Source organism: Halorubrum ezzemoulense (assembly GCF_004126515.1).
Taxonomy (GTDB): Archaea; Halobacteriota; Halobacteria; order Halobacteriales; family Haloferacaceae; genus Halorubrum; species Halorubrum ezzemoulense.
On record NZ_CP034940.1, the window covers coordinates 1521500 to 1534132 of the forward strand.

A 12633-nucleotide genomic window follows, 5' to 3' on the forward strand; every position below is an offset into this window, starting at 1 on the left:
ATGGATACCCCGGCGAGGCGCCCTGCTCGACGGCCCCTACTCGTCGGCGCCGACGATCCTCCCGTCCTCGCGGGAGGCCCGATCTCCGTCCTCCTCGAAGACGCCGTCGAGCAGGGCGCGCTGGGCCTTTCGGAGGTGGTTGTGGAACGTCGGGGAGGAGACGTCCATCGCGTCGGCGACCTCCTCGGCCGTGCTGCCGCGCGGCCAGTCGAAGTACCCGCCGTGGTACGCCGCCGACAGCGCGGCCCACTGGCGGTCGGTGAACCGGTCGGCGATCCCGTCCCGCAGCGCCGACTCCGTGCGCGGCGAGCGCGCGACCGACTCCTTGCTCGCCAGCCTGACGCCCGCGAACCGGTCGCGGAGCCCGTCGGCGACGGGCCTGACGTTCGTTCCCTCCGGGAAGTCGGCGACGACGCGGACCCGCCCGTCTGCGGCCGACGCGTCGCGCACCGTCGCCCCGTGGTCGATGAGCGCCCTCACGAGCGACCCGCCCGCGAGGCGCACCGACGCCGAACACCCGTCCTCCCGGGTCTCGATCACGCGGAAGTCGGAGACGCCCCTGACTTCCTCGACGACGGTCGCGAACTCCTGCGGACCGGCCCCGTCGACGGAGAGGTACGCCCGGGAGACCTCGTCGTCGACGTCGACGGTCGAGGCCAGTTCGATCCGGCAGTCCAGCCGCTCGCTCGCCCGGGCGAGGAACGCGCCGTCGTCGGTCGCGCGGAACTCGACCTCGGTGACCGCGTCGGAGTGGAGCAGCTCCCGCCACCGGTCCGCGGTGATCAGCCGACCGAGGCAGCGTCCGAGGACCGCGAGCGAACGCGTCTCCGCGTCGTCGACCGGGTCTGCGGCGGCGGCGACGACGCAGAGCGCGCCGTGGACCGCGCCCTCGTAGGCCGCCGGCACCGCGACCGCGGGCCGGCCGCCGGTCTCCTGTCGGCCGTCGGTCGAGACCGGCGCCTCGTCGGCTATCGCGTCCTGCCACGGGCCCCGCGCGGACACGTCGCGCTCCGCGAGCGTCGCCCGGTCGACGCCCGCGGTCGCGGCGATCTCGACCCGCTCGCCCCCGACCGCCCGACGGGCGAACCACGCCTCTGTCCAGCGGTCCGCCTCGGTCAGCCCGGCGGCGACGGCGGCGACGGGGTCTGACGGCCCGGACTCGGTGAGCGCCTCGAACCCCGGGAGGACGGTCGTCCCGGTCCGCCCGACGGTGGCGTCGGCGTCGGCGCCGGCGTCGACGGCGAGGGCGGCCGCCAGCGCCTCCCCGTCGAGCGGGTCGAGGTACGGGTCGAGCGTGCCGAGCGACTCCCAGCCGCCGGCGTCGCGGACGGCGCGCGGGTCGACATCTCGGTCGACGAGGTGCCGTCTGGCGAACGTCTTCCGGAGGGCGCTCGGCGTGACCCGCTCCTCGGGGGCGGCGTCGGTGCGATTCGCCGCTCGCGCCGCCGTCTCGCGCACGATCATCTGGACCCGGCGGGGCGAGACGTCGACGTACGGGTCGTCCGCGCCGAGCCCCTCGCTCGTCGCGTACCGGTCGAGGTCGGCGGCCAACGAGGCCGGAACGACGGTCTCGCGGTCGATCCGCTCGTCGATGTCGGCCGGCGGCGCCCCGTCTCCGTCCTCACGCTCGCGGTCCTCGGCCGCCGGTACCGCGAGGAGCCGCGCGCCGGCGCCCGACTCCGCCTCGTGGAGGTGTCGCGGGGCGACGCGGGTTACCTCCTCCGTCCGGAGGCCGGCCTCGCCCGCCAGCCTGACGACGAGCGCCGCTCGATACGTCTCCGCGGCGGTGACGAGCGCGTCGTAGGCGTCCGCGTCGAGTCCGTCGACCATTCGTTTCGGGAACCAACAAGAAGCCGAAACAAAACTGTTCCGGAAACGCGGATCTCGGTCCCTGAGCTACCGCGTCGTGGCGAGATTCCTCCGTTCGGAAACGATGTTCCGGAGAAGTACTTCGCATCTGCTCGCATTCCCGAAATACTTCCGCCCGCACCCTCGCCAACGCGATCCCGCCCCGACATCCCGACACGCCGACGCGGCAAAAGGGGCTGTACGGTCGGTGGCAGCAGACGGAAGCCGACCGGTGCGGAACGTTCGCCGGCGTCGCGGGCGGGTGGCGGCGACCGAAGCTACGGCCGGCTGTTCTCGTCTCTGACGGTCGACTCGATCTCGCCCACGACCTCCGGGTTCCGGAGCGCGCTCACGTCGCCGAACTCCTCGCCGCGGGCGATGTCCTCCAGCAACCGTCGCATGATCTTCCCGGAGCGCGTCTTCGGGAGTTCCGGGGTGAACACGATCCGGTCCGGGCGGGCCACGTCGCCGACCGCCCCCGCCAGCCGGTCGGCGACGGCGTCGCGGAGCCCCTCGTCGGGCTCGACGCCGCTCTTCGTCGTCACGTACGCCACGATGCGGCCGTCGCCGTCGCCGACGACGGCGGCCTCGGTCACGCCGTCGGCGTCGACGATGGCCGCCTCCAGCTCCCCGGTGTTGAACCGCTGGGCGCGGACGTTGATCACGTCGTCGACGCGACCGAGGATCGTGACGTAGCCGTCCTCGTCGACGGTCGCGCCGTCGCCGGTCCGGTAGCGCCAGCCGTCCTCGCCCCTGAGCCAGTACTCCCGGAGGTAGCGCTCGTCGCCCTCCCGGAGCCCGCGCAACATTCCGGGCCACGGCGACGCGAGCGTGAGGTACCCGGACTCGCCGGGATCGACCGGCTCGCCGTCCTCGTCGACGACGCGGGCGTCGATCCCGGGCAGCGGCGGGCCGACCTTCCCCGGTTTCATGGGGGTTATCCCGGGGAGGGTGGCAAGCGCGATGGCCCCGGTCTCAGTCTGCCACCACGTGTCGACGACCGGCGCGTCGCCGCCGCCGACGTGATCGCGGTACCAGCGCCACGCCTTCGGCGTGATCGACTCGCCGACCGTCCCGAGCAGGCGGATCGACGAGAGGTCGTGCGACTCGGGGTACTCCGCGCCCCACTTCATGAACGACCGGATCGCGGTCGGTGAGGTGTAGAAGACGCTCACCGCGTTGCGCTCGATCAGGTCCCAGACGCGGTCGCGGTCGGGGTAGTCGGGCGATCCCTCGTACAGCACCGTGGTCGTCCCGGTCGCGAGGGGGCCGTACACCCCGTAGGAGTGCCCGGTGATCCAGCCGATGTCGGCGGCGCACCAGTAGGTGTCGTCCGGGCGCACGTCCAAGACCTTCCGCGTCGTCCACGCGACGTGCGCGAGGTAGCCGCCCGTCGCGTGCTCGACCCCCTTCGGCCGGCCGGTCGTGCCCGAGGTGTACATCACGAACAGCAGATCCGTCGCGTCCCGGGCGACCGGCTCGACGGTCTCGCCGTCGTGCGCGTCGACGAGCGCGCCGTATTCGTGTTCGTCGTCGCCGAGCGAGACGGCCAGCTCGTCGCCGAGGCGGTCGACGACGACGGCGGCCGACAGCTCGCTCTCGGCGCGGATCCGGGCGTTGTCCGCCTTCGATTTCTGGTTGAACGCGTCCTCACGGCGGTAGTAGCCGTCGCAGGTGATCAGGTACTCGGAGTCGGCCGCGTCGATCCGGGTCGCGAGCGCCTCCGCGGACAGCCCCGCGAAGACGACGTTGTGCGGCGCGCCGATGCGAGCGCACGCCAGCATCGCGATCGGTAGCTCCGGGACCATCGGCAGGTACAGCGTGACCACGTCGTCCTCCTCGACGCCGAGGTCGCGGAGCCCGGCCGCGACCGCGTTCACCTCGCGGTGGAGGTCGAGGTAGGTGTACGACCGGCGCTCGCCGCGCTTGCCGAACCACCGGATCGCGAGCTGGTTCCGGCGGTCGTCGAGGTGGCGGTCGACGCAGTTCGCCGCGGCGTTGAGCCGCCCGTCCGGGAACCACTCGTAGAACGGCGGCTCGGAGTCGTCGAGGACCGTCTCGTACTCGCGGTCCCACGTCAGGAGGTCGGCCGCCGCGCGCCACGCGTCAGGCCCCTCCCGCTCGAACCGCTCGTACACACCCGGGTCATCGGCGGCGGCTCGCTCCAGGAAGTCGGCCGGCGGCGGGACGACGTCCTCGTCGCCGTCTGTCAGCCGCCCCCCGCCACCGGAGTCGTCCATACCACGTGATGGCCCGCGGAGGAACGTATACTTTGTCCGACCGCTCGCCGGGCGAAACGGTCCGGGCAGGACGGTCCGGCCGGAGCGGTCTGCGCGGGGCCGGGCGGCGGTCGGACGGTCTTCGGCGAGCGCCCGACCCGCGGCGGTCAGGCCGACTCTTCGGCGGGCGCCGCCGCCATCTCGGCAGCCTTCGCCCGGGCGCGGGCGACGATCGAGGGCTTCGCCTCGAAGTCGACGGTCACCTGGTCGCCCGCGTACGTCTCCTCGGCGACGTACCCGTGGTCGTGGACCCACGAGACGAGGCTCATCGCCTCGTCGGAGACCGGGAGGACGAGCCGCTCGCGCTCCCAGTCGGGAAGTTCGTCCTCGACCCGGTCGCGGAGTTCGGCGACCCCGGCGCCCGTCTTCGCCGAGACGGCGATCGGGTCGGGCGCGACGCCGGAGAGCGCGGCGCGCTTGTCGGCGAGCGCTCCCGGCTCCAGCCGGTCGATCTTGTTGAACACGGTGACGACCGGGGCCTCGTTGCGCTCGTAGAGGGTGTCGTGGCTCGTGACGAGCTTCTCGCGCATGGCCTCGACCGGCTCGCTCGCGTCGACGACGAGAAGGACGAGGTCGGCGCGGTACACCGAGTCGAGCGTCGACTCGAACGACTCCACGAGCCAGTGGGGGAGGTCCGCGATGAACCCCACCGTGTCCGTCAGCAGCACGTCGCGCTTCTCCATCTCGGCCCGGCGCGTCGTGGTCCCGAGCGTCGTGAACAGCATGTCCTGCGACTCCGCGGTGGTGTCGAGGTCGCGGTGACGCTCGGCGTTCTCGTCGACCGCCAGCTCGTCCGCGAGCCGGCGCATCAGCGTCGACTTCCCAGCGTTGGTGTACCCCGCGAGCGCGACGAGGTCGAAGCCGGAGTCGCGGCGCTGCTCGCGGCGCGCCTCCTCCTTCTCCGCGATCGACGCCAGCTCGTCGCGGATCTCGGATATCTGTCGTTTGATGTCGCGCTCGACGCTCTCGTCGTACTCGCCGAGCCCCATGAACCCGGGGCGCTCGTCGCGCTTCGCGAGGCTCGCCTTCGCCTCCGCCCGGGGGAGCTCGTAGCGAAGCTCCGCGAGCTCGACCTGGAGCTGCGCCTTCCGCGTGTTCGCGCGCTGGCCGAATATCTCGAGGATGAGCGTGAATCGGTCGACCACCTCGACGCCTTCGGGGAGCTTCCCGCCGACGTTGAACGTCTGGTACGGCCCCACGTCGTTGTCGATGATCACCGCGTCAGCGTCGGCGCGCCGGACGAGGTCTCGCAGCTCCGCAACCTTCCCCTCGCCGAACATGAACGCGGCGTCCTCGGTCCGGGTCTGGGTGAGTTCGCCGACCACGTCGTAGCCCGCCGCCGCCGCTAACTGACGGATCTCGGAGAGGTCGGCCGCACCGGAGTCGACGCGTTTGGCGACGACCGCTCGGCGTCCGTCGGTTCCTGAGTCGGCGTCGGCCGCCCCCACTCCGGCGCCGTCGCTCATCGGAGGAGGTCCCGGACCGCGTACGCGGCGTGGTGTGCTGCCTGCACTGTCTCGCGCTCGCCTATGCTCTCGACGTATTTAAACTCGGGCTGGAAGCTGAGTCCGACGCGGTCGGCCGGCTCCTCGTAGAACTCGCCGCCCTCGGCGACGATCGGACCGTCGGGCGGCGCGGGGAGGTCGCCCACCGCGTCGGCGGCGAGCGCGACGGTCGCCTCCAGCGTCGGCCCCTCGCGCGCGGCGGCGAACCCCATCCCTTCCACGGAGCGGATCCGGGAGGAGTCGATCCGCGCGTGGACCGCGGCCGCGACCATCAGGTACTCGCCGTCCTCCTCGTGACGGCCGCTGATGTCCACGCCGACGACCTCAGGGGCGGGAACCGTCCACCACCGTTCGACCGGCGCGCGCGTTCGCGTCGACTGCTCGTGCGTCCATGCGAGGCCGTACGTGGGCCGTCGAATTGAACGTTTTCGTGGGTCGCCGCGCAGAGCGGCCCGGCGGCCCGAACGGCACGGTCAGTTCCGGAGGCTGTCGACGACGTCCGCGACGCGGTCGACCGCCTCGTCGACGTCGCCCTCGTCGACGTCGAGGTGAGTCGTGAACCGCGTCGTGTAGTCGTCGAACTCGACGCAGCCGACGCCGGCGTCCTTACAGGCCGCGTAGAGCGACTCGGCCGGGATGCCGGCCGCTTCGGTGTCCGCAACGACGATATTCGTGTCCGGCGCGGGCGCGTCGACGCCGTCGAGCGCGTCGAGGCCGGCCGCGAGCCGCTCCGCGTTTGCGTGGTCCTCCGCGAGGCGGTCGACGTTCTCCAGCGCGCGGAGCGCCGGCGCGGCGATCATCCCGGCCTGGCGCATCCCGCCGCCGAACAGCTTGCGGACCCGGCGGGCGTCCTCGATAAACGCCTCGTCGCCGGCGAGGATCGAGCCGACTGGGGCGCCGAGCCCCTTCGAGAGACAGAACGTGACGCTGTCGGCGTGGGCGACGATCTCGCTCGCGTCGACGCCGAGCGCGACCGCGGCGTTGAAGACACGCGCGCCGTCGAGGTGGACCGGCACGTCGGCCTCGCGGGCGGCCTCGGCCGCGGCCGCGATCCGGTCGACCGGGACCGCGATCCCGCCGCGGTAGTTGTGGGTGTTCTCCACGGTGAGGAGACCGGTCCCGGGGCGGTGGAGGTCCTCGTCGACGAGCCCCTCGCGGACCGCCTCGGGGGTCGGGACGCACCGCTCGCCGGCGTCTATCGTCCGCGTCTGGACGCCGGAGAGCTTCGCCGCCCCCGCCAGCTCCCAGCGGTAGATATGCGACTCGCGCTCCAAGAGGAGCTCTTGGCCCGGCTCCGTGTGCGCGTGGACCGCGATCTGGTTGGCCATCGTCCCAGAGGGGACGTACAGCGCGGCCTCGGTGCCGACCGCGTCGGCGGCCTGGCGCTCTAACTCGTTGACCGTCGGGTCGTCGCGGTACACGTCGTCGCCGACCTCGGCGGTCGCGGCCGCGTCGCGCATCTCCTCGGAGGGCGTCGTGACGGTGTCGGACCGCAGGTCGATGAACTCGTCGTCGGACATCTGTTGTAGGCCCTACCGCGGCGCCGGGCATATATCCCGCGCTCGGCGAGCGAGCGGCGCAGCGAACGCGGGGCGGGAGATCCGCGCTCGGCGCGGTCGGTTCCGCGTTCGGTCCCTTCTTATTGACCGGGATCGATCCGTGACGTATGGCAACGGAAGCCGCGACAGACGACGCAGCCGACGCACCGGACGCCTACGGCGCGCTCCTCGACCGCGTCCAGCGGTGGAACGCGGTCGGGAGCGCCTCCGGCGTCCTCGGCTGGGACCAGCAGGTGATGATGCCCGAGGGCGGCACGCCCGCGCGGTCGAAGCAGCTCTCGGCGCTCTCCTCGGTCCACCACGACATGGTCACCGCCGACGAGACGGGCGAACTGCTCGACGAACTCGACGACGCCGACCTCACGGACGAGCAGGCCGCGGTCGTCCGGGAGGTCCGCCGCGAGTACGAGCGCGCCGACGCCGTCCCGGTCGAACTCGTCGAGGAGATCTCCGAGACGGGCTCCGAGGCGCTTCAGGCGTGGGAGGAGGCGAAGGCCGAGAACGACTTCGAGACCTTCGCGCCGTACCTGGAGAAACACGTCGAGCTGAAGCGGGAGTACGCGGAGCACATCGACCCCGACCGGGACCCCTACGAGGTCCTCTTCGAGGAGTTCGAGCCGTGCCTCTCGATGGAGCGCGCGGAGTCGATCCTCACCGAGCTCCGCGAGGCGCTCGTCCCGATGATCGAGGAGATCCGCGCGTCCGATGTCGACCTCGCCGTCGACACCTTCGAGGGGACCTTCCCCGAGGACGAGCAGGAGTCGCTCTCGCGAGAGGCGCTCGAGGTCGTCGGCTACGACTTCGACCGCGGCCGTCTCGACGTCTCCTCACACCCGTTCACGTCCGGGAACCAGTTCGACTGCCGGGTGACGACCCGGTTCGACGAGACCGACCCGCTCGGCGCGGTCGGCTCGACGATCCACGAGTTCGGCCACGCGCAGTACAACCTCGGGCTCCCGCAGGAGCACTTCGGCACGCCGCTGGGCACGTCGCGCGACCTCTCGGTCCACGAGTCGCAGTCGCGACTCTGGGAGAACCACGTCGGCCGGAGCGAGGCGTTCTGGCAGGAGTTCCTCCCCGTCTTCCAGGAGCACTTCCCGCAGACCGAGGACGCGACGGTCCGCGACGCCTACGAGGCGTTCAACCAGGTGTACGAGGACAATCTCATCCGCGTCGAGGCCGACGAGCTCACCTACCACCTCCACATCGTCGTCCGGTTCGAGATCGAGCGCGACCTGATCCGCGGCGACCTCGACGTCGAGGACGTGCCCGAGGTCTGGAACGACAAGTACGAGGAGTACCTCGGTATCCGTCCCGAGAACGACGCGGAGGGGTGTCTCCAGGACATCCACTGGAGCCACGGCAACTTCGGCTACTTCCCGACCTACTCGCTCGGTTCCGTGATGGCCGCGCAGCTGTTCGAGGCCGCCGAGGCCGAGATCGACGACCTCGACGCGAAGATCGCCGAGGGCGAGTTCGGCGACCTCCGCGACTGGCTCGGCGAGAACGTCCACCGGCACGGCGCCCGCTACGAGACGAACGAACTGGTGGTGCGCGCGACCGGCGAGGACTTCTCCGCCGACGCCTTCCTCGACTACGTCGACGAGAAGTACGGCGAGCTGTACGGGATCTGAGGCGCCGTCGAGCGCTCCGAACCCGCTTTTTTCCACCGTTGACGGTCCTCGGCGGGACGCGCTCGTGCGTCAGAACGACCGGTCCGTCGCGGCGGCGTCCGCGTCGAACGCGCCGACGGTCTCCACTGCGGCCGCCCCCGCGGCGTTGCCGACCGTCGCCAGCCGGCGGAGGTCCGACGCGCCGCCGTGCCGCGCGGCGAGGACAGCGCCCGCGAACGCGTCGCCGGCGCCGGCCGGTGTGGCAACCGTCGCCGAGGGGGGAGCGACGGTCAGGCGCTCCGTGACGGCCCCGTCGTCGATCCGTATCGTCCGCGTCGCGTCGCCGCCGTCGGTGACGAACGCCGTCGCGGAGTGGTCCGCCGGGAGCAGTTCGAGCAGGCCCGCCGGCGTCGGCTCGACGCCGGCCACCCCGAGGTCGTCCGTCCCGGCGAACAGTAGGTCGCAGCGCGGGAGGACCTCTCGCAGCGCGTCTCGGTACTCTTCCGGGCCCGACCACTGGTTCGGACGCCCGTTGAGGTCGAACGCGACGCGGGTGCCGCGCTCCGCGGCCGCCGCGGCGAGGCGGCGGACCGTCGCCCCGTTCACCGCGGCCGGCAGCGTGACTCCCTCCAGCAGGATCCACTCGTACGAGGCCGCGAACGACGCTGGATCCTCCGGCGGTGTGAACCCGTAACAGCTTCCGGCCACCCACGCGTTCCATTCCTCGTCGCCCGCCGCCCCGGCGTACAGCGTCAGCGGTGACGGCGCGTCGACCCGCGCGAGGCGTTCCGTGCCGACCGGGCCGTTCGCGAGGTCCCCGGCGGCGGCCGCCCCGAGCACGTCGGTCCCGACGTTCGTGACGAGGTCGACCTCGCAGCCGGCCGCAGCGGCCCATCGGGCGGCGTTCGTCGCCGTGCCGCCGACGTGCCACTCGAAGCCGCTCCCGGGCGCGATCGGTCCGCCGTCCGTGGGGTAGAGGTCGACCGTCGTGTCGCCGACGACCGCCACTCCTCGGTCGCTGTCACTCACTGTCGCACCGTGTTCGCTACGCTGTAGCGGTACCCGCATGAATCTATCCACTCGATTCCCCCTCAGCCGCGCCCGCGATCCGGCCACCCGTGGCCGAGACCGAGCGTGCGTCCGGCTGTGGGATATTTCCGGCCGGAGGGCGTCCCCGATCCATATGTCGCAGCCGCAGCCCGAGATCGACCTCAAGCCGGACCTGACCGACGACGTCGCCCTCGTCACGGGCGCGAACCGCGGTATCGGAGCCGAGATCGCCGCGGGTCTCGCGGAACTGGGAGCGACCGTGTACGCCGGGGCCAGAGACCCGAACGACGTCACCGCGGCGGACCAGCGCGCCGTCGAACTGGACGTGACCGACGACGGGCAGATCCGGGCGGCAGTCGACCGGATCGAACGAGAGCGGGGGTCGTTGGACGTTCTGGTGAACAACGCCGGGATCTTCTCCCGGTCGGGACCGCTTCACGAGATGGACGAGGCCGACTTCGACCGGACGATGGCCGTGAACCTCCGCGGCCCGGTCCTGCTGACGAAGCGGGCGCTGCCGCTGCTTCTGGACGGCCCCGGCGGGCGCGTGGTCTCCATGTCGTCGGGCCTCGGACGCTTCACGGAGGGACGAATGGAGGGCGAGTATCCGCCGTACCGGCTGTCGAAGGTCGGTCTCGGAGGGTTGACGGCCTACCTCGACGGGGAGTACGGCGATCGGGGACTCATCGCCAACGCCGCCTCCCCCGGGTGGGTTCGGACTGACATGGGCGGGGACGGTGCGCCCCGCCCGCCGTCGAAGGGGGCCGAGACCCCGGTGTGGCTCGCCAGGTTCGCACCGGGGAGCCCGGGGGGACTACTCTGGAAGGACCGCGAGCGGGTCCCTTGGTGAGGGCGACGCGGACGCCCCGAGGGGCCGTCCCCGCACTCGCTCCGCGCTTATCCCAGCCGGAACCCGGTCATCAGGACGATGAGCACGAGCATCATCGCTCCCTCGAACAGTCCGACGACGAGGTTCTTCTTCTCGATCGATTCGAGCCGCGAGGCGTCCGGATCCGGCGACAGCGTCTCGTAGTAGGCGCTGAGCTGGAGCCGGTGCGGCACGGCGATCCCGAACGCGAACAGCCCCCAGCCGAGCGCGAGCGCGGCCCCCGACCACGCGCCGCCGAAGCCGTAGCCGAGGCCGAGGTCGGGCGTCAACAGCACCGTTCCGGACAGCACCGTCGTCAGCGAGAAGCCGACGAGGAAGAAGACCGCCTTCGGCACCAGCGTCGTCGTGACCGCGGCCGACGCCTCCTCGCCGAGACCACCGAGCGTCGGACCGATGATCGCCGGGAAGATCAGCGCGAACCCGAACCAGACCGCCCCGGCCGCGACGTGCGTGTAGAAGAGCAGTTCGGTGCTCCCGAGCGCGAGGCTCGCCCCGAGGAACGCCAGCGGGACGAGGAGGCTCCCGGCCGCGAACGCCGGATTCGCGGCCCGGGCGAGGTGTTGGACTCGATCGACGAACCCCTGTTCGACGATGCGGCGATCGGTCTCGTTAGCGACTGCCATGCCGTCTGATAACAATCAACTCTAAAATGCGTTCTGGTCGACACGAACGCGGCCGGTTTCCGCCGCGGCGGTCACTTCTCGATGATGCTCTCCTCGACGGCCTCGCCGAAGTGGCGCGCGACGTCCTCGTAGTAGACGAGCGCCTCGTCGCCCGGCTCGACCTCGGTGACGGCCTTGCGGCCCTCGCCCGTCGCGATCTTCACGGTCTCGGCGTTCTGGATGAGCGTCTCGATCCGGTCGGTCCCGTCCTCCGTCTCGATCTCCGCTTGGATCCGGAACATCGGGCGCTTCTCGATCTTTACCCGGCCCACGACCGCCTCGCGGGTGTGGCCGTCTGTGTCGACGACCTGGACCTCGTCGCCGCTCGACAGTTCGGCGAGGTAGTTGGTGCCGCCCTCCGAGTTGCGGACGTAGGCGTGGACCGCCCCCGCGTTCACGCGGAACGGCCGCGAGGCGACGTACGGCGACTCCGCCGTCTCGGCGTGGACGAAGAAGAGCCCGCGAGACATCGAGCCGACGAGCATCCCCTCGCTGTCGTCCATCAGCGACCCCGTGTCGATACAGACCCGGTCGGCCCTCCCGGTCTGTTCGATCTCGGTCACCTCGGCGTAGCGGAGATCGAGCGTCTCGCGGTCCGCGGCGTCGCGGGCCTGGACCGCGCCGCGGATCTCGTCGGGTGAGTCGGCGTCGAGGAGGACGCCGTCGGCGCCGATCTCCAGCGTCTCGAAGGCGGTCCGGGCCTCCGCGGCCGTCGTCGCGCCGGCGACGAGGTGGGTCTCCTCGCCGACGCGGGCGATCAGGTTCTCCAGCGGGATGATCGACCAGTCCTCGCCCACGATCACGGTGAACTCGGCGTCGTCGGCGGCGGCCTCGGCGAACGCCTCGTACCCTGTGCCGAGGATGCGGACGTATGCGCCCTGCGCGCGGTCGTCGCGGCGGCGCAGCGTGGTCAGGTCGGCCGACCCGGAGAGGTCCTCCGGCATGTCGATCGTCCCGTCGCCCTCCCCACCCTTCCCGACGAAGTACGCGTCGGCCTCGGCGTCGCTCTCGGCGTCGTCGATCACGTCCGCGTCCGATCGGAAGGCGGCCACGTTCACGTCGCCCAGCTCCCGGACCCGGCCGACGTCCCCCTCGTCGACGAGCACCCAGTCCGCGCCGGCCTCGATGGCGGCGGTGACCCGTCGCTTGCGCGCCTCCCAGTCGCCGACGGCGCCGTCGGCTTTGACCCAGACCGTGCGTGTCATTGTCGGAACCTCACGGCGCGGCG

Annotated in this window: 10 protein-coding genes; 2 read left to right on the plus strand and 8 right to left on the minus strand. The window is 71.7% G+C overall.

Features of this window, described 5'->3' with window-relative positions; all coding sequences use genetic code 11:
• Nucleotides 1–36 precede the first annotated feature (36 nt).
• The 5 genes from EO776_RS07575 to EO776_RS07595 all read right to left on the minus strand — a co-directional run bounded on the left by EO776_RS07575 (nt 37) and on the right by EO776_RS07595 (nt 7152).
• Nucleotides 37–1830, minus strand: coding sequence for a bacterio-opsin activator domain-containing protein (locus EO776_RS07575; protein ID WP_100050459.1), 1794 nt, complete (start codon nt 1828–1830; stop codon nt 37–39).
• A gap of 296 nt (nt 1831–2126) precedes the next feature.
• Nucleotides 2127–4088 (minus strand): acetate--CoA ligase, encoded by a 1962-nt coding sequence (gene acs / locus EO776_RS07580; protein WP_100050460.1) that lies wholly within the window; start codon nt 4086–4088, stop codon nt 2127–2129.
• Nucleotides 4089–4234: 146 nt separating this feature from the next.
• Complete coding sequence (gene hflX, locus EO776_RS07585) at nt 4235–5593, minus strand: GTPase HflX (protein ID WP_086215791.1); 1359 nt, start codon at nt 5591–5593, stop codon at nt 4235–4237.
• The gene (locus EO776_RS07590) at nt 5590–5946 is read right to left on the minus strand and encodes a DUF2209 family protein (RefSeq protein WP_086215790.1); all 357 of its coding nucleotides are present in this window, start codon (nt 5944–5946) and stop codon (nt 5590–5592) included. The genes hflX and EO776_RS07590 overlap by 4 nt, the downstream gene beginning before the upstream one ends.
• Nucleotides 5947–6105: 159 nt before the next feature.
• Entirely contained in the window at nt 6106–7152 is a 1047-nt protein-coding gene (locus tag EO776_RS07595; RefSeq protein ID WP_089307655.1) for a threonine aldolase family protein, read from the minus strand.
• A 146-nt stretch (nt 7153–7298) separates the two neighbouring features.
• Between EO776_RS07595 and EO776_RS07600 the strand changes: the two genes are divergently transcribed.
• Entirely contained in the window at nt 7299–8825 is a 1527-nt protein-coding gene (locus EO776_RS07600) for a carboxypeptidase M32 (RefSeq protein WP_100050461.1), read from the plus strand.
• Between the two features lie 69 nt (nt 8826–8894).
• Here EO776_RS07600 and EO776_RS07605 read toward each other — a convergent pair whose 3' ends face one another.
• Complete coding sequence (locus EO776_RS07605) at nt 8895–9833, minus strand: carbohydrate kinase family protein (RefSeq protein ID WP_100050462.1); 939 nt, start codon at nt 9831–9833, stop codon at nt 8895–8897.
• 154 nt (nt 9834–9987) lie between these two features.
• Here EO776_RS07605 and EO776_RS07610 point away from each other — a divergent pair, with 154 nt between their 5' ends.
• Nucleotides 9988–10704, plus strand: coding sequence for an SDR family NAD(P)-dependent oxidoreductase (locus tag EO776_RS07610; RefSeq protein WP_094495568.1), 717 nt, complete (start codon nt 9988–9990; stop codon nt 10702–10704).
• A 47-nt stretch (nt 10705–10751) separates the two neighbouring features.
• On the opposite strand, the gene EO776_RS07615 is transcribed toward EO776_RS07610, so the two are convergent.
• Nucleotides 10752–11366 (minus strand): hypothetical protein, encoded by a 615-nt coding sequence (locus tag EO776_RS07615; RefSeq protein WP_049929571.1) that lies wholly within the window; start codon nt 11364–11366, stop codon nt 10752–10754.
• A 71-nt stretch (nt 11367–11437) separates the two neighbouring features.
• The gene (locus EO776_RS07620) at nt 11438–12610 is read right to left on the minus strand and encodes a 3-dehydroquinate synthase II (RefSeq protein WP_129452381.1); all 1173 of its coding nucleotides are present in this window, start codon (nt 12608–12610) and stop codon (nt 11438–11440) included.
• Between the last annotated feature and the right edge of the window lie 23 nt (nt 12611–12633).